General features: G+C 73.6%; 16 protein-coding genes. 6 read left to right on the forward strand and 10 right to left on the reverse strand.

Annotated features, from left to right (window positions below; genetic code table 11):
* Positions 1-54: 54 nt before the first annotated feature.
* From IEZ04_RS13025 to IEZ04_RS13060, 8 genes are all read right to left on the reverse strand, one after another.
* Entirely contained in the window at positions 55-1,320 is a 1,266-nt protein-coding gene (locus tag IEZ04_RS13025) for a hypothetical protein (RefSeq protein WP_189216951.1), read from the reverse strand.
* Positions 1,321-1,447: 127 nt separating this feature from the next.
* A complete protein-coding gene (locus IEZ04_RS13030) occupies positions 1,448-2,449 on the reverse strand; it encodes a glutamate ABC transporter substrate-binding protein (RefSeq protein WP_189216952.1) in 1,002 nt (333 codons plus the stop codon).
* A gap of 35 nt (positions 2,450-2,484) precedes the next feature.
* Complete coding sequence (locus IEZ04_RS13035) at positions 2,485-3,972, reverse strand: GlnX family signal transduction membrane protein (protein ID WP_189216953.1); 1,488 nt, start codon at positions 3,970-3,972, stop codon at positions 2,485-2,487.
* 316 nt (positions 3,973-4,288) lie between these two features.
* Entirely contained in the window at positions 4,289-5,287 is a 999-nt protein-coding gene (locus IEZ04_RS13040; protein ID WP_373296296.1) for an N-acetylglucosamine kinase, read from the reverse strand.
* The gene (locus tag IEZ04_RS13045) at positions 5,278-6,543 is read right to left on the reverse strand and encodes a 6-phospho-beta-glucosidase (RefSeq protein ID WP_189216954.1); all 1,266 of its coding nucleotides are present in this window, start codon (positions 6,541-6,543) and stop codon (positions 5,278-5,280) included. The genes IEZ04_RS13040 and IEZ04_RS13045 overlap by 10 nt, the downstream gene beginning before the upstream one ends.
* A gap of 103 nt (positions 6,544-6,646) precedes the next feature.
* A complete protein-coding gene (locus IEZ04_RS13050; RefSeq protein WP_189216955.1) occupies positions 6,647-7,015 on the reverse strand; it encodes an STAS domain-containing protein in 369 nt (122 codons plus the stop codon).
* Entirely contained in the window at positions 7,012-8,112 is a 1,101-nt protein-coding gene (locus IEZ04_RS13055; RefSeq protein ID WP_189216956.1) for a cobalamin B12-binding domain-containing protein, read from the reverse strand. The genes IEZ04_RS13050 and IEZ04_RS13055 overlap by 4 nt, the downstream gene beginning before the upstream one ends.
* Entirely contained in the window at positions 8,112-9,776 is a 1,665-nt protein-coding gene (locus IEZ04_RS13060) for a GAF domain-containing SpoIIE family protein phosphatase (protein WP_189217156.1), read from the reverse strand. The genes IEZ04_RS13055 and IEZ04_RS13060 overlap by 1 nt, the downstream gene beginning before the upstream one ends.
* 494 nt (positions 9,777-10,270) lie before the next feature.
* Between IEZ04_RS13060 and IEZ04_RS13065 the strand changes: the two genes are divergently transcribed.
* Positions 10,271-10,636 carry an STAS domain-containing protein gene (locus IEZ04_RS13065; protein WP_189216957.1) on the forward strand — a complete coding sequence of 122 codons (366 nt, stop codon included), beginning with the start codon at positions 10,271-10,273 and terminating at the stop codon, positions 10,634-10,636.
* 89 nt (positions 10,637-10,725) lie between these two features.
* Positions 10,726-11,037, forward strand: a complete 312-nt coding sequence (locus tag IEZ04_RS13070; RefSeq protein WP_189216958.1) for an STAS domain-containing protein — start codon at positions 10,726-10,728, stop codon at positions 11,035-11,037.
* 234 nt (positions 11,038-11,271) lie between these two features.
* Here IEZ04_RS13070 and IEZ04_RS13075 read toward each other — a convergent pair whose 3' ends face one another.
* Positions 11,272-11,808, reverse strand: a complete 537-nt coding sequence (locus IEZ04_RS13075; RefSeq protein ID WP_189216959.1) for an HNH endonuclease — start codon at positions 11,806-11,808, stop codon at positions 11,272-11,274.
* Between the two features lie 314 nt (positions 11,809-12,122).
* Between IEZ04_RS13075 and IEZ04_RS13080 the strand changes: the two genes are divergently transcribed.
* Positions 12,123-13,211, forward strand: coding sequence for a mechanosensitive ion channel family protein (locus IEZ04_RS13080; RefSeq protein WP_189216960.1), 1,089 nt, complete (start codon positions 12,123-12,125; stop codon positions 13,209-13,211).
* A gap of 65 nt (positions 13,212-13,276) precedes the next feature.
* On the opposite strand, the gene IEZ04_RS13085 is transcribed toward IEZ04_RS13080, so the two are convergent.
* On the reverse strand, positions 13,277-13,444 hold the full coding sequence (locus tag IEZ04_RS13085; protein ID WP_268245665.1) for a hypothetical protein: 168 nt from the start codon (positions 13,442-13,444) through the stop codon (positions 13,277-13,279).
* 286 nt (positions 13,445-13,730) lie between these two features.
* Here IEZ04_RS13085 and IEZ04_RS13090 point away from each other — a divergent pair, with 286 nt between their 5' ends.
* Genes IEZ04_RS13090 through IEZ04_RS13100 form a run of 3 tightly spaced genes read left to right on the forward strand, consistent with a single transcriptional unit; the run spans position 13,731 to position 16,431 of the window.
* On the forward strand, positions 13,731-13,976 hold the full coding sequence (locus IEZ04_RS13090) for a hypothetical protein (protein WP_189216961.1): 246 nt from the start codon (positions 13,731-13,733) through the stop codon (positions 13,974-13,976).
* Positions 13,977-16,112, forward strand: coding sequence for a 4-alpha-glucanotransferase (malQ, locus tag IEZ04_RS13095; RefSeq protein ID WP_189216962.1), 2,136 nt, complete (start codon positions 13,977-13,979; stop codon positions 16,110-16,112). It abuts the gene before it with no gap.
* Positions 16,113-16,167: 55 nt separating this feature from the next.
* Positions 16,168-16,431 (forward strand): hypothetical protein, encoded by a 264-nt coding sequence (locus IEZ04_RS13100; RefSeq protein ID WP_189216963.1) that lies wholly within the window; start codon positions 16,168-16,170, stop codon positions 16,429-16,431.
* Positions 16,432-16,459 lie beyond the last annotated feature (28 nt).

Genomic DNA, 16,459 nt, shown 5'->3' on the forward strand with positions numbered 1-16,459 from the left:
CAGCCGGAGCGCCCGCATGCCTGCCGCTCACTCACGCCGCATCACCCCTGTCACTCACGTCCCGGGTCCGCCGATCAGTTCCGCGGAGGCCCGCTGGTAGCGCAGCACGGCCTGCTCGGCCACGCGCAGATCGCAGGGCGCGCTCCACAGCATGCGGCGCGCCTTCTCGTACAGCTCGATCAGTTCCGGGTCCTCCGCCAGGCCGTGCCGGGCGACCTTGGCCCGGTACGCGTCGAGCCGTCCGCGCAGTTCGGCGCGGACCGCGAGGGGCGCGGTCACCGCCGTCAACGACTCGCGGGCGCGCAGCAGTTCGTCCTCGGCCTGCTGCTCCAGGGCCTCCAGGAGCGGGGACAGCCGGTGCCACTGCGCGTGTCTGCGGTACTCGGCCGCCGTCGCGAGCTGCTCCTGGAGCGCCGTCGGCGGGCCGCTGACCACCGGCACCTCCGTCGCGGCGATCTTCGCGAGCACCTCGCCGCGGGCGCTGCGGGCCTCGGCGAGCGTCCGGTCCGCACGGCTCAGCAGGTCCCGCAGGTTGACCAGGCGCGCCTCGGCGTCCTGGCGCACCGTCAGCACCGCGTCGATCTCCCGCCGCACGTCCTCCAGGGCGCGCGCCTCCCGGTCGTACGTCGCGGTGTCCGGCCGGCCGCCGCCGGGCGCCGAGCTCCCGCGCGCGGGGACCCAGTACGCCAGCGGGTCCGACACCACCCGCTCGCGCAGCGCACCCAGGGTGCGGGTGATCCGCTCCAGGTCGTCGCCCGCCGGGTGCTCGCCGGGGCGCACGCCCACGGAGTGCGCCAGCCTGCGGGTGCGCTGCAACTCCGCGGAGAGCAGGTCGATGCGGGCGGGCAGCGCCGACCAGACCGCGTCCGCGGCCACGACGAGGTCCAGCGAGGACGCGTACAGCTCGTTCATCCGGTCCACGAGGGCGGCCAGGGTGAACCGCTCGCTGAGCCTCCCGGTGCCCGCCGCGACGGCGCCGCCCGCGATCGTGACGCTCTCGCCGCGCAGCAGTTCCGTCAGTTCGGCCAGGTCCTCACGGCTCGACCAGCGGCGGCGGGCGCGTATGTCGCGGGCGGAGCGCAAGGCGTCGGTGTACGCGTCGAAGCAGGTCCAGAGCAGGCCGATCGACGCCTCGGCGGCGGTCCAGCGCTCCTTGGTGACGCCCGTGAGCTCGGCGCCCTCCAGGAGCCGGCGGCCCGCGTGGTCCTGCAGGGCCAGCAGCGAGGTCTCGACGGCCTCGTGCTCCGCGCCCAGCCGCGCCAGCGCACGGTCCACCTCGTCCCGGTCCATCACCGGCCCGGTGGATCCCGCGACGCTCATCGATCACCTCTCGCTCTCGTACGTCTCCCGCGCGCTGCGCTCGGGCGACTTCCGGTCGTATCCGGTCGGTTGTCCGGCTCGGGTCCTCGTTCGTCGTGGTCGGTGCGGGTGCGTGCCCGGGGTCCGCTCAGCGGTACTCGGGCTCTGGCGGCAGCGACTTCGACGCGTCGCCGCCGAGCGGCTTGGCCAGCCACCTCTTGTAGGACGCCCGCCAGCCGTCGTCGCGGTAGTCCGCCAGGACCTGGTTGACCCGGCGTACCAGGTCGTCGGCGCCCTGCCGCATCGCCACCCCGTAGTAGTCGTCCGTGAAGGGGTCGCCCTTGAGCGCGACCGTGGGGTCCTGCGCGGCCAGGCCGGCGGCGAGGGCGCCGTCGGTGACGACGGCGTCGGCCTGTCCGAGCTGGAGCCGCACCAGGCAGTCGAGCTGGTTGGGAACGGACACGGCCTTGCCGTTCCTCTTGTCCCCCCTCAGCCTGTTCAGCGCCACGGAGCCTTCGGCGGCACAGACGCGCCCGTTCGCCAGCGTCTCGTCGTATCCCTCGATGGGTGAGTCCCGGGGTGCCAGCACCTGCAGGCCGGTCCGGAAGTAGGGCGCGGAGAAGGCGACGTCCTCCTGCATGCTCGTGCAGGTGATCGTCACCGTGCGGACCACCATGTCCACGGTTCCGTCGCGGACCGCCGGGAAGCGCTGGTCCGTGGTGACGGCCAGGAACCGGATGTTGTCCTCGCGCTTGCCGAGGATCTCGTCGGCGATCTCCTGGGCGAGATCGATGTCGAAGCCCTCCAGTCCGGCGCCGCCCTTCTCGCTGTTCGGGTCGCGGTAGCCCCAGCCGAAGCTGTTCTGGTCGACGCCGACGATCAGGTACCCGCGCCTCTTGATCTCCTGGACCGCCGGACCGCTCTCGTCGGCGGACGGCGCCGGGCTCCGCTTCTCGGGGTGCTCGCAGGTCTCGGCCTTCGTGTACGTCACCCGCGTGGTGCCCGCCCCGCCCGTTCCGGTACCGCCGCTCCCGCCCGCGCCACGCAGCGGGAGCAGCGCGAGGGCCGCGGTGAGGGCGCAGGCGACCACCATCGCGCCCACGCCGCCCCAGCCCTTCGTACGGAACCCCAGACGTCGTATCGCACTCATCACCGCTCCCCCTTTCCCCGTTGTGACCGCCTTTGTCACCGGTACTCCGAAAGCCTGCGGCCGATGCCGAGCACGGCGCCCGACGCGCCCAGCACGGCGAGGGCGGCGGTGCCCCCGGGCAGCCCGCGCATGGCCTGCCGGCCGGCGTGGGCGGCCTCCTCGAACTCCTCCTGTTCGTGTGCGAGCGCCTTGTTCAGGCTGCCGTCGATGCCGTCGAAGCACTCACCCGTCGACGGCTTGTCCTCGTCGCCGACGATGCCGTCCAGGGCTGCCTGGTAGTCGCCGGCGGCGTCGGCCTCGCGCGCCGCCCGGTGCCGCTCGCGCCAGGTCTCCATGGTGCCCCTGGCGGCCTGCACGGGCTGCTCGCCCGCGCGGTCGTCGGCGATGCGCGCGGCCTCGTCCAGGAGTCCGGAGAGGTCGTCCATGTCGCTCCGGTACGCCCTGTCGAACACGTCCTCGCCGCTCTTCGTCAGCTCCGCGCCGCGGCTGACCAGGGTGAGCGTCTCGTTGCCGCGGGCCTTCAGGGAGGCGATCCGGGCGTCGTTGAGCACGTGCAGCGAGTGCACGCCGTGCTCGTAGGAGTCGCCCAGACCCGAGCGGGCGACGGAGTGGCCGGCGACCAGCCAGACCAGCGCCAGACCGCAGGCGGCGGTGGCGGCCACCAGACCGCGGTTGAGCACCCGGTTCGTCCGCAGGTAGTGGCGGCGCTGGGCCCAGCCGAGGGCGCCCAGGGCGAGGACACCGAGACCCGTCGCCACCCACGGGTAGGGGGTCGCGGCATCGTAGTCGCCGCGCAGCCGCCGGTTCTCGTTCTGGTAGAGGCGCTCCGCCGTCGGGAGCATCCTCTCCTGCATCGTGTCGTTCGCGTACCGCAGGTAGGCCCCGCCCAGCGGGTAGCCCTGGCGGTTGTTGGCGCGGGCCTGCTCGATGAGGCCGTTGTACTCCGGCAGCAGCTTGCTGAGCTCGGTGACCGCCTTCGCGGAGGAAGACCCCGGCTCGGCGGCGGTGGCGGCCTCGGCCAGGGCGTCGGCGGCGGCCTCGATGCTGTCCCGGTAGCGGGTGCGGGACTCCGGGCTCCCCTGGCCGCCGGCGAGGAAACCGCTGGACGCGGCCGTGTTGGCGTCGGCGAGGGAGCCGTAGACGCGGGCCGCGGCGACGCTCAGGGGCTGACTGCGGTGGAGCACGTGGTCGGCCGCGTCGGCACGGTCGTCCATCTGCACCGCGGACACGGAGCCGAACAGGACGGCCAGGAGGGCGAGGGCGGCGCCGATGACCCGTAACCGCCCCGGCTCGGTCGTCGCGGCCGCGCGCAGCCGGTCCACGCCCTCCATGAACGCGGTGCGGCGCGGCGGTTCGACAGGGCCGCCGGGCGACGGGAGCGGCGCGGTCGACACGGGTGCCGGGGGTGAGGCGGGTGGCGGAGGCGTCGTCGGTGACGGTCGTGCCGCCTGTGACGGGACGGCGGGGACCACGCGTCCCGTCCGCGGCGGCGATGCCGCGCCGCCCTTCGGCGTGTACGTCACTCGACCTCCCCCTCAGGTCATCACTTGCTCACCCGGCCCGGTGTCCGGCGCCGCCCGGCGCGATGCCGTACGGGGTGCGTGTGCCGCACGGTGTCCGGCGAGCGAGCGAGGTGCACGGCCGCAAGTATCGTCGCCGGGACCGACATCCGCACCAGCCTTGCCGGACCGTGTTCGGACCGTCGCACGGCAGGCGATCTGATCGCTGCCCGGCCGTCGGGGCTCCCAACCGCACAAGTCCTCCCGCACCACCCCCTGCCCGTGAATACGCGAGGGGCCCCGGTTCGGTTCCCCGGCGGTCTCCACCCGGGAGGGCGCGCTAGGCGCCTTCGTAGTACGTCCGCACGCGCGCGTGGACGTCGGCCGGGGCGCCCACACGGTCCAGGCCGAGGAGGGCGGCCCCCAGGACGGGGGCGGCGGTGACCACCCGGGGTACGGCCTTGGGCGCCCGGGCGGCCAGGAGCTCGCGCACGCGCCCGTCGAGCTGCGGGGGGCGGGCGGCGAGGACACCGCCGCCCAGCAGCACGGGCGTCTCCTCGGCGAGGAGACCCAGCCGGGTCAGGGCGACGGTGGCCAGGGTGACGACCTCCTCCGCGAGCCGGTCCACGATCCCGCGGGCCACCGGATCGCCGTCCGCCGCCGTGGCGAAGAGCACCCGCGTCAGCTCGTGCCGCCGGCCGGACGCGAGGTGCCCCAGGTGGAACGCCTCGATCAGCGCGTACATGGATCCGAGTCCGAAGTGGGCGGGCAGCGCACGGGCCAGGGCGGTGGGCTCCCCGCGGCCGTCCTCGGCCCGCGCCGCCCACCACAGGGCCTCCTCCGCCAGGTCCCAACCGCCGCCCCGGTCACCGGAGATGCGGCCGACGGCGGGGAAGCGCGCGGTGCGGCCGTCGGGCCGCATGCCCACGCAGTTGATACCGGCGCCGCAGACGACGGCGACACCGCGCGGTTCGTCGATGCCGGCCCGCAGGATCGCGAAGGTGTCGTTGCGCACCTCGACGTCCGCGCCCCACGCGCGCGCGTGCAGCGCGGCGGCCAGCCGCTCCTCCTCCACGGGGAAGTCCGCGTTCGCGAGACACGCCGACACATGGGCGACCGAGCGCACGCCTCCCGCCTGTTCGAAAGCCCGCCGCACGGCGTCGGCGACGGCGTCCACGGCCGTCTCGACCCCCACCGCCGGAGGCCGGAACCCGCCCCCGCGCGCGGTGCCGACGACCTCGCCGGCGTCCGTGACCACGGCCACGTCGGTCTTGCTGTTCCCGGCGTCGATGGCGAGCAGGAGGGCGTCGTGGCGGCCCCCGGACGCGGTCACGCCCACGCGAGGTGCTCCCGGTTGTGGGCGAGCAGCCGGTCGGTGAGGGTGTCGGCGTAGGCGTACTGGCCGATCAGGGGATGGGCGAGCAGCGCACGGAAGACCCGCTCGCGGCCCCCGTGCAGCGCGGCTTCCAGCGCCAGGTCCTCGTACGCCGTCACGTTCGCCGTCAGTCCCGCGAACAGCGGGTCCACGGGAGCCACCGGCAGCGGGGACGGCCCGTGGGTGCCGACCGCCGCCGGCACCTCGATCACCGCGTCGTCCGGCAGGAAGGGCAGCGTGCCCGCGTTGTACGTGTTCACCACCTGGTACGGGCTGCCGGCCCCGCCGAGCAGCGCCGCCGCCAGGTCCACGGCGGCCTCGGAGTAGTAGGCCCCGCCGCGCCTGGCGAGCAGTGCGGGCTTCTCGTCGAGCGCGGGGTCGGCGTACATCCGCAGCAACTCGCGCTCCATCGCGGCCACTTCGGCGGCCCGCGACGGCTTGGTGCGCAGCTCGCGCACCACCTCGTCGTGGGCGTAGTAGTACCGCAGGTAGTAGGAGGGCACCACCCCGAGCCGGTCGAGCAGGGGACGCGGCAGCCGCAGATCGGCCGCGATCGTGTCGCCGTGCTCCCGGAGCAGCCGGGGCAGTACGTTCTCGCCCTCCGGCCCGCCGAGCCGTACCCCGGTCTCCCAGGTGAGGTGGTTGAGCCCGACGTGGTCGAGGTGCACCTCGGCGGGGGCCGCACCCAGCAGCCCCGCGAACTTCCGCTGCAGCCCGATCGCCACGTTGCACAGCCCGACCGTGCGGTGCCCGGCCCGGAGCAGCGCACGGGTCACGATGCCGACCGGATTGGTGAAGTCGATGATCCAGGCATCCGGGCTGACACGCCGCACCCGCTCGGCGATGTCCAGCACCACCGGCACGGTGCGCAGCGCCTTGGCCAGCCCGCCCGCACCGGTGGTCTCCTGCCCGACGCAGCCGCACTCCAGCGGCCAGGTCTCGTCCTGCTCCCGGGCCGCCTGCCCACCGACCCGGAGCTGGAGCAGCACGGCGTCCGCGCCGTCCACCCCGCGGTCCAGCTCACCGGTGGTGACGATCCGCCCGCCGTGCCCCTGCCGCGCGAAGATCCTCCGCGCCAGGCCGCCGACCAGCTCCAGCCGCTCGGCGTCCGGGTCGACGAGTACGAGCTCCTCGACGGGCAGGGTGTCCCTGAGCCGGGCGAATCCGTCGATGAGTTCGGGGGTGTAGGTCGAACCTCCGCCGACCACCGTGAGTTTCATGTGCGGTTCAGTCCTTCATCCGAGCCGGCGACATGTTCCCCACCTTACGGAAGCGCGTACTCAAGCGCCGTCCGCAGGCGGAGAGTTGCGCTTCGCCAAGCGGTCAGCCCGTTCCCGTGCCGGTGACCTCCTCGCCCGTACTCCCGGAGGCGGTCAGATGGGCCGACGTACCGGTGAGCGCGAGCAGGCGGTCCAGGAAGCCCGGCCGGTTGTCCAGGCGGAGGCGCACGCCGGCGGTGCTCGTGAGGCGGCGGGTCCGCAGCAGCGCCGCCAGGCCCATCGAGTCGATCCAGGTCAGCTGACGGAAGTCCAGCCGCAGGTGGCGGAAGGCGGTGCCCGGGGTGAGATGTCCGGCCACGGCGCGGACGAGTTCCTCGCTCGCCGTCTGGTCGAGGTCACCGGCGATCTCCACCCTCAGCACGTCCGCCACGGCGGTCACGATGAGGCTGAACTCCGGGTCAGGTGCCGTCATGCGGTGTTCCCCGGACCGGTGCCCGGCCGGGCGGCCACGGTGGCGGCCCCCGCGTGGAGCAGGGCCGTGGCGCGCGGGAAGTCGTGGAGCCGTCGGGCGAGCAGGTGCAGCCCGGGGACCAGGCAGCGCGGCGAGACCGACCGGGCCTCCAGGACGTCGGCGGTCCAGCCGATGAAGCCGGTGAACAGGGCGGTGTCGTCGACGTACAGGGCCGCGGCGAGGAAGTCCACTATGTGGGCGTGGTCCTCGGCGGTCCGCTCGTGCTGGACGTCGGTGTAGAGCCGCAGCGCGGGTACCTCCTCCCGCAGGCCCGCCAGCGTCTCCTCCACCAGCCGGGTACGCGACTTCACGACCATCGTGTACTCCTGGTCGGCCAGGTGCGGCAGGTCGTCCACCGGCTGGCGGGCGGTCGTCGAACCCGGGGACGGGGTCGCGGCCGTCAGTCCGCCCTCCAGCGCGGTCGCGGCCTCCCGCGCGTTCGCGGCCCACCGGTCGGCACCGCAGGCACGGGCGTAGCGGCCGTCCGGGCCGAAGGCCCTCCCGCCCACCATCACGGGCACGCCCGCGGCCTGGCAGGCGGCGATCATGGCGTGGGCGGTGGGCAGCCTGGTCGGGAGCGAGGACGAGAGCAGCACCGCGTCCGCCCCGGTACGGCGCAGATGGGTGATCAGGTGCGGTCCGGGCGTCTGGGCGCCGAGGTAGTCCACCTGCCAGCCGCGCAGGGCGAGGACCTCCGCGACCAGGCGGGCCGGGAAGGCGTGCCACTCGCCCTCCACACACGCCACGGTCACCCGGCCCCGGCTCGGGCCCCAGCCCGTGTCGGCCGGGACGGGCGAGGAGGGGACCAGCGCCGTGACGACCCGCTCGTTGACGGCCGTGGCCGCGTGCTCCTGGGCGACGGTGATCCGGTCGGCCGCCCATTCCGTACCCACCTTCTCCTGCACCGCGCCGATCACGTCCAGCAGCAGCGTCTCCGTGTCGAGGCCGATGTCGAGTCCCTGGTACAGGGTGTCCGTGGCGGTGTACGCGTCACCGCCGAGAACGGCGCTCCACAGCCGGTCGCGCAGATCGGCGGCGGTCTTGCCGGTGTCGGTCATCAGGTTCTCCTGGTTCTCTTCTGCCGCCAGTGGGTGTTCGGGGAGCGGACGTCTTCGCCGACGTGCGGGTCGGCGCCTCCCCGGCGGTCCGCGTGGCCGTCTCCGTCGACCACCGCCAGCGGACCGGTCCTCGGCGCGCCGATGGCGACCACCGCCATGTCGTCGTGGCGGCCCCGGCCGAGCCACTGCGCGGCGAGCATGTGGACGCGCTCCACCACCGCCTCCGCGGGCATGCCGGCGCGCCCCGTGAGGTCCCGCGCGAGCCGCTCGACGCCGTACAGCTCACCGCCGACCGGTCCGCCGCGGGCCTCGGTGATGCCGTCCGTGTACAGCAGGCAGGTCTCCCCCGGGGCGAGGACGAGCTCCTCGGTCCGGAACGACACGGACGGCATCGCGCCCAGCAGGTCGCCGTACGTCCCGCTCTCCTCCACCCGGCCGTCCGCGCGGAGGACGAGCGGCGGGGGATGGCCCGCGCTGGTGAGCCGTAACCGCACCCGGCCCGCGCGCCGCCGGAGCACCGAGGCCAGGGCCAGCGTCACGAACCGCTCGTGCGGGGAGGTGAGGAGCGCGGTGTTCAGCAGCCCGAGGACGTGACCGTGGTCGTGGGCGAGCGGCCGCAGGGCGTGCAGGCTGTTGCGGACCCTGCCGGTCAGCACGGCGGCGTCCAGGCCCTTGCCCGCCACGTCACCGAGGACGACGAGTGTCTCCTCGGCGGGGTCGGCGCCGGGGTGGACGTCGTAGAAGTCACCGCCGATCCGCTCGCTGTCCTGGAAGGGACGGAAACGTCCGGCGTACTCGACGCCGTGCACCGTGCCCAGCGCCGGGGGAAGCAGTTCCCGCATCAGCAACGCGGTGACACGGGACTGTTCGCCGTACACGCGGACCGAGGACAGGGCGGCTCCCACGCGCGCGGCGAACAGGCCGGCGAAAGCCTCCTCGTCCTCGGCGAAGGCCCGCCGGCCGACGGAGCGCAGCAGGATCAGCGCGCCGTCGGGGACGCCGTGGCCGGGCAGCGGCGTCACCACGACGGAGCCGACCGGGCCCTCGAACCCCTGGGGGATCACCCAGGCGGGAACCTCACCGGGGTCGATCCAGCACGCCGGCACGGACGGGAGACCCTGCAGCGCCTCGGCCAGACCGGGTACGGTCGCCGGGTCGACGGTGCGGGTGGTCCCGGTGACGGGGCCGCCGGCCCGCGCGAAGGTGACCGGGAAGCGGTCGCTCCCGGCGGGGGAGGCGGGGGAGATCAGGACGGCGGCGTCCGCGAGGTGGTGCACCGCCAGACGCGCGGCCGCCTCGACGCAGGTCTGCACGCTCAGCGACGACAGCAGCGTGCCGGACACCCCGGCGAGGACGGCCGCGCGCTCCTGCGCCCTGCGCAGGGTCTCCTCGGCCAGCCGGCGGTCGGTGTCGTCGATCAGCCACCACACCACGTCCCCGTCCGGGTGCGGCGTGGGAAATGCCTCGAACATCCGCTCGCCGATGCGGCCGGACCGGGTGGGCGCGCACGTCGTGGAGGGGCCGCCGGTCACGCACCGGTGCGCGTCCGCCAGCCAGTCCGGCAGGTGCCAGGACGGCCGGTCGCCGCCCGCCGTCCCGGACAGCAGTGTCCGGGCGGCCTCGTTGACCTCGACGATGCCGCCGTTCCTGTCCACGACCAGGATCGGGCAGGGGGCTTCGCTCCACGCCGGACCAACGCTGACGCCGGTGGGGCGGGAGCCGCTCGGAAGACCTCGGGAAGGGACCACGGCCGGCGGCTCGCGCGCCGCGCACCCACCACCCTCCTGAGCGCGAAAGCATTGCCTTATCTCGCGGTAACCGTCTCGCGGGTTGCTTGTTGATACAGGCAAGCTTCGAATTCGTACGGAAATGGCGAAGGCCAGTCTTTTTCCGCCCGGTTAGTGATCGCGTCTCATGCCATTTCGAGACCGCCGGTGCGATGGTGCAACGGCCGGCCGCCTTGATCCGGACGCCGGAGGGGGCGGCGGGGTTCAGCGCCCGGTGCGAACGCCCGCCCTGTGCAGAGGGCACGTTCTCCACTCGTGGACACGCAGCGTGGCGGTGTGCTTCCATCGTGTCGACGGGGGAATCAACAACGTGCCCAGCACCGTTCGGCCAGTAGCGGTGGAAGCTTTCACGGTGAACGCGGGAGGTCACCGTGGGCGCTGGAATCGAGTTCCCAGTAGGCGCCGCGTGTGTGCTCGTCCGGTTCGTCGGCGATATCGAAGCCGACGAGATCCCGCGAGTCAGCGAACAGGTGCTGCACGGAACCAGTCGCTCTGTACTGCTTGCCGATCTCACTGAAGCGAGCCCGGTGTGGGGGCGCAGTTTCTTCGCGCTGCTGACCCTGGCCCTGAAGACCCGCGCGGCGGGCGTGAAGCTCCTCGTCGTCGGGCCCGACCATGACCTGGAACGCCTGATCGCCAAAACGGCGACCGGCCGTTTCCTGCCCTGCTACCCCACGGTCGTGGCGGCCCTTCGCAGCGCGGACTGTGCCGCGCATGTCGCGCAGGCGAGCAACTAGTCACACGAAGGATGCGAACCTCGCGGATGGGCCACTCTGTACGACGACTTCACCAGGCTTCCCCGGACGCTGACCCGGAGGAAGCCAGCGTGCTGGTGTGCGTGACCGGCACGCTGGGCGTGGGAATCATCGACGAACTGCGGGAAGAGACGCGCTGGCTGATGACGGGCGCGGTCGGGGCGCCCCGGCGCAGACTGCTGGTGGACCTCTCCAGCATCGCCCGGTGTACGGACGAATCGGGCCTGTACGTGCTGCTGGGCATGAGCCGGATGCTGGCGGGCCGGGGCGTCGAGCTGGTGCTGACCTCGGTCAGCCCCGTGGTGGAGGCACAGATCCAGCGGGCCTGTCTGCAGGGGTACTTGCGGCGGGGCGGCTGTCAGGGGCCGCACGAGACCACATGAATCCTCAGGGGCTCAGGGGCTCAGGGGCTCAGGGGCCTCAAGGGGGCTCAAGGGCCTCAGGGGCCTAGGAGAACTCGGGAAAACCCACGGCTCCACGAGAGTGCCGTCGCGGGCCGGGGCGCCCGGCGTGCACCCCGGTGCACGACCCCGGACCCCCGCCGCCCGCGAAGGCCCGGACCGTGCGACGTACGGGCGCCGGGCGCCGGAAGTCGGGACATGCGAAGGCCCGGACCGTCAGGCGGAGATGCCGTCGATCCGGGCCAGAGCGTCGTCCGCGCCGTACGGCTGCAGGTATGGCAGCCAGCGCGGGTCCCTATGGCCCGTGCCGATGATGCGCCAGGCCAGGCCGGTGGGCGGGGCGGGTTTGTGGCGCAGCCGCCAGCCGATCTCGACGAGGTGGCGGTCGGCCTTCACGTGGTTGCAGCGGCGGCAGGACGCCACCACGTTGTCCCAGACGTGCTTGCCCCCGCGGCTGCGCGGGATGACGTGGTCGACGCTGGTTGCGACGCCACCGCAGTACATGCACCGGCCGCCGTCGCGCGCGAAGAGCGCACGGCGGGTCAGCGGAACGGGCCCCCGGTAGGGGACCCGCACGAACCTTTTCAGCCGGACCACGCTGGGTGCGGGGAGCGTGACGGTCGCGCTGTGCAGATGGGCGCCGGATTCCTCGAGGCAGACGGCCTTGTTCTCGAGGACGAGGACGAGCGCGCGGCGGAGCGGTACGACGCCGAGTGGCTCGTACGACGCGTTGAGGACCAGGACATGCGGCACGGATGCCTCCTTGTACGCCGGCGGCGCGTGGCTCGCGCCGGGACGATCCGTAGTCAGTCTCCCCTCATGCCTGGTGAAAGCGCCACCATGTCCCGGTAACGGGCTGAGAGTGTTTTCGACCACACCTCATTCATCCCCAGGATCACGCGTGGTTCATCCCTCCTGTTCACCAGGGGTGGGCACAGTTCCTTCCTCGAACATTGGGACGATCTGCACACGATGCCCCGATAGTGTGGTGCATCCGCCCGTCCGGTTACCTTTTCGTGACCTTGGTCGCCGGGCCGGAGCGGACCGTTGCACTGGAGGTACCAGCCGTGTCCTTGTACGCCGTCCCACCGGCCGCCGGCTCCGAGCCGTCGCCGACGCCCTCGCAGGCGCCGACGCCCGACGTGCCCTCGCTCCAGGACGCCCAGGAGCACGCGTCGAACGCCGCGAGCTGGGTCGAGCAGAACTGGTCCACCTGGCTCGCGATCGGGCTCCGGGTCCTGCTGATCGTGGTGATCGCGGTGGCGCTGAGAGTCGTGGTACGCCGGGCCATCACCAAGCTCATAGACCGCATGAACCGTACGGCCCAGGCGGTCGACGGCACGGCCCTCGGCGGTCTGCTGGTCAACGCCGAGCGCCGCCGCCAGCGCTCCCAGGCCATCGGCTCGGTGCTGCGCTCGGTCGCGTCCTTCCTCATCCTGGGGACGGCCGCGCTGATGGTCCTCGGCACCTTCGAGATCAACCTGGCCCCGCTGCTGGCGTCGGCCGGTGTCGCGGGCGTGGCGATCGGCTTCGGCGCCCGCAACCTGGTCACCGACTTCCTCTCCGGGGTCTTCATGATCCTGGAGGACCAGTACGGGGTCGGGGACTCGATCGACGCGGGCGTCGCCTCGGGCGAGGTGATCGAGGTCGGCCTGCGCGTGACCAAGCTGCGCGGCGACAACGGCGAGATCTGGTACGTCCGCAACGGCGAGGTCAAACGCATCGGCAACCTCTCCCAGGGCTGGGCCACCGCGGGCGTCGACGTCACCGTGCGCCCCGACGAGGACCTGGAGAAGGTGCGCCGGGTCCTGGTGGAGGTCGGCGCGGAGATGAGCCGGGACGAGCCCTGGAACGAGCGCCTGTGGGGGCCGGTCGAGGTGCTGGGCCTGGACAGCGTCCTGCTGGACCAGATGGTGGTCCGCGTCTCCGCCAAGACCATGCCGGGCAAGGCGCTGTCCGTGGAGCGCGAGCTGCGCTGGCGCATCAAGGTCGCCTTCGACGCGGCCGACATCCAGATCGTGGGCGGCATCCCGCTCCAGGCGGACGGGGACGCGCCGGCCGACCCGGCGGCGGGGGTGGCGGCCCCGTCCGCGTACGCCTCCGCCACCTCCCCGCAGTCGGTGGCGGCCTCGCCGATCGTGCCGACGACGAAGTAGCGGCAGGGGACAGCACGGAACGGTACGACGGAGGCGGGGCGCCGGATTCGTGCGGCGCCCCCCGCTCACGTGTACCGCAGCTCCGCCGGCCGCACGGTGCGGCGCAGGAGGGGGAGCGAGGTGGCGGCGGCCAGCAGGCAGGCCGCGTAGACCGCCGGCGGGACCAGCAGCGCGGAGTACGGCGCGGAGCCCACTTCGGCCGCGAGCGCGGAGTACCACGTGCCGATCGCCATGCCCCCGGCACCCGCGAGCAGCGTCGAGGGGAGCAGCGGCAGCGCCGATAGCGCTCATTATGTACTCGGTACATGTACTGAGTGAATAGTCCGAGGAGTGGACGGTGGGCGCATCGGCAGGCGCAGGCGATGTGCCAGAATTGCCCGGCTTGCACGCCCTGTGACGGCGGCGCGACGGAGAGTTTGTGGCCAACGTCACGTTGTCCGGCCGGTCACGTCTGCGGCGGCGCCCACGGGGTAGGGCTGCGATGACCCGGTACAGCCGTACGACGACAAGGAGGCCCTCGTGGCCGCACGCCTTCCGGTTCCGGCTCGTTCCAAACCCGGGGCGGAACCGTCCGCCGACCCCGAGCACCACGTGTGCGTCTTCAGCGCGGAGGGCCCGTGCGTCGAGGCACCGCTGACCAGCGAGCCTCCGCTGCCCGACGCCGAACCCCTCACCAGTGAGCCGCCGCTCGCCGACACCACGCCCCTGACCAGCGAACCGACACCCGCGGGTGCCGCCTGGGGCTTCGACCCCCCGGGGGTGTAGATGGAGGGCACGGAGGACGAGACCCCGCTGTCCCGGCTGGCCCGTCTGCACGGTGTCGACACCTCCTACAGCCCGTCACCGGGCCGGGTCGTCGCCGCCTCCGACACCGCGGTCGTCGCGGCCCTCGCGGCCCTCGACGTCGACGCGAGCACCCCGCAGGCCGTACGGGACTCCCTGGCCGCGCGCGAACGGGAACTGAGCGAGCGGCTGTTGCCGCCCACCGTGGTGTGCTGGGGCGGGCAGGGGCCCGCGGCCCTGGCCGGCCTCCCGGACGGCACCCGGCTGCGCATCGAGACCGAGCAGGGCGAATCCCGCTCCACCGCCGAGAACCTCCCACCCGGTGTGCACGCGCTGCGTGCCACCGCCCCCGACGGCCGCACCGCCGACGTCCACCTCGTCGTCGCCCCGCCGAGACTGCCCGCGCCGCCCGGCCGCGCGTACGGCGTCCTCGTCCAGCTCTACTCACTGCTCTCGCGGCGCAGTTGGGGCATGGGCGACCTCGGTGACCTCGCGGAGCTGACCGCGTGGGCCGGGCGGGCGCTCGGCGCCGGCTTCGTACAGGTCAACCCGTTGCACGCGGCCGTGCCCGGGACCCCGACCGACCCGTCCCCGTACCGGCCCTCCTCGCGCCGTTACCCGGACCCGGTGCACCTGCGGGTCGAGGACGTCCCCGAGTTCGCGTACGCCGAGGGCCGCGAGCGGCTGCGCGCGCTGCTGGAACGGGCCGCGCGGCTGCGTGACTCGGTGCTCGGCGAGGGGGAGGGGGACAGGGGCGGGGCGACGGAGGAGTCGCAGGCGGGGCTGATCGACCGGGACGCCGTGTGGCAGCTGAAGCGCGAGGCGCTGGAGCTTGTGTGCGCCGTACCGCTCGGGCCCGGCCGGCGGGCCGCGTACGCCGACTTCCTCGCCGAGGAGGGCGAGGCCCTGGAGGACCACGCCACCTGGTGCGCGCTGGCCGAGGTGCACGGGTCCGACTGGCGGCGCTGGCCCGCGGAGCTGCGTGATCCCCGCTCGCCCGGGACCGCCCGCGCGCGGGCCGGGCTGATGGACCGCGTCGACTTCCACTCCCGGCTGGCCTGGCTCACCGAGGAACAGCTCGCCGCCGCGCAGCGTGCCGCGCGCGACGCCGGGATGCCGGTCGGGCTCGTGCACGACCTGGCCGTCGGCGTGCACCCGGACGGGGCCGACGCCTGGGCGCAGCAGGAGTACTTCGCCGCGGGCATGTCGGTCGGCGCGCCCCCGGACGCCTTCAACGCCCGCGGCCAGGACTGGGGCCTGCCCCCGTGGCGCCCGGACCGTCTGGACGCCTCCGGCTACGTTCCGTACCGCCGTCTGCTGCGGGCCCTGTTCCGGCACGCGGGCGCCCTGCGCATCGACCATGTGATGGGGCTGTTCCGGCTCTGGTGGGTGCCCCAGGGCCAGGCGCCGACGGAGGGCACGTACGTCCGCTACGACGCCGAGGCCATGCTGGCGATACTCGTGCTGGAGGCGTCCCGGGCCGGGGCGCTGGTGATCGGCGAGGACCTGGGGACGGTCGAGCCCGGGGTGCGCGAGGCGCTCGACGCACGGGGCGTCATGGGCACGTCGGTGCTGTGGTTCGAACGGGACTGGGAGGGCGACGGCCTGCCGCTGCCGCCGGAGCGCTGGCGGGCGGCCTGCCTGGCCACGGCCACCACCCACGACCTGCCGTCCACGGCCTCCCGGCTCACCGGCGACCACGTCGAGCTCCGGGCCCGCCTCGGCCTGCTCACCCGTCCGGTGGAGGAGGAGCGCGCCGCTGCCGCCGCCGACACGGGGGAGTGGCTGGCCTCGCTGTGCCGGCTCGGGCTGCTCGAGGGCGCGAGCGGCGGTCACTCCGCCGCGTCGGAGGAGGCCGAGATCCAGGCGGTCCACCGGTTCCTGCTGCGCACCCCGGCCCGTCTGGTCGGCCTCTGGCTGCCCGACGCGGTCGGCGACCGGCGCCCGCAGAACCTGCCGGGCACCTGGGACCAGTATCCGAACTGGCGTCTGCCCATCGCCGACGCCGCCGGGCGCCCGGTCTGTCTGGAGGACCTGGCGGCGTCGCCCCGGCTGCACGCGCTGGTGGACGTGTTGCGGGGACGCGGGGCGAAGGGGGACGTCGCGGGGGGAGACTGAGCCCGTACGGCACCCCGGGCGCGCGGTGCGCACCGGCGTTCGCTACGTTGGCACCGTGGACAAGAAGAACGCCCTGCGCGCCGGCGCCCTGGCCGCCGGTACGACGCTGATGATGCTGCTGATGTCGTCCCCCGCGCTCGCGCTGACGCGCGACGACGGTGACGACCCGGGGACCGGCCTGAGCGTGATCGAGACCGTGGGTCTGTTCGTCGTGGCGCCGGTCGTCCTGTTCGCGGTGATCGCGGGCCTGGTCATGGTCCTCGACCGGTCGACCGACCGGCAGCCGAAGGCCAAGGGCAAGGCCCCGGCCAAGGCCTGACGCCGGCGGCGGGATCTCCCGCTCGTCC

Origin of the sequence: Streptomyces ruber (assembly GCF_014648075.1) — a bacterium.
In the GTDB taxonomy this organism is placed as follows: Bacteria; Actinomycetota; Actinomycetes; order Streptomycetales; family Streptomycetaceae; genus Streptomyces; species Streptomyces ruber.

Bases quoted from the DNA above. Each gene is read 5' to 3' on its own strand.
- IEZ04_RS13030 (WP_189216952.1), bottom strand. From the start codon at position 2,449: ATGAGTGCGATACGACGTCTGGGGTTCCGTACGAAGGGCTGGGGCGGC.
- IEZ04_RS13025 (WP_189216951.1), bottom strand. From the start codon at position 1,320: ATGAGCGTCGCGGGATCCACCGGGCCGGTGATGGACCGGGACGAGGTG.
- IEZ04_RS13045 (WP_189216954.1), bottom strand. From the start codon at position 6,543: ATGAAACTCACGGTGGTCGGCGGAGGTTCGACCTACACCCCCGAACTC.
- IEZ04_RS13085 (WP_268245665.1), bottom strand. From the start codon at position 13,444: ATGGCGATCGGCACGTGGTACTCCGCGCTCGCGGCCGAAGTGGGCTCC.
- malQ (WP_189216962.1), top strand. From the start codon at position 13,977: ATGGAGGGCACGGAGGACGAGACCCCGCTGTCCCGGCTGGCCCGTCTG.
- IEZ04_RS13055 (WP_189216956.1), bottom strand. From the start codon at position 8,112: ATGACCGACACCGGCAAGACCGCCGCCGATCTGCGCGACCGGCTGTGG.
- IEZ04_RS13050 (WP_189216955.1), bottom strand. From the start codon at position 7,015: ATGACGGCACCTGACCCGGAGTTCAGCCTCATCGTGACCGCCGTGGCG.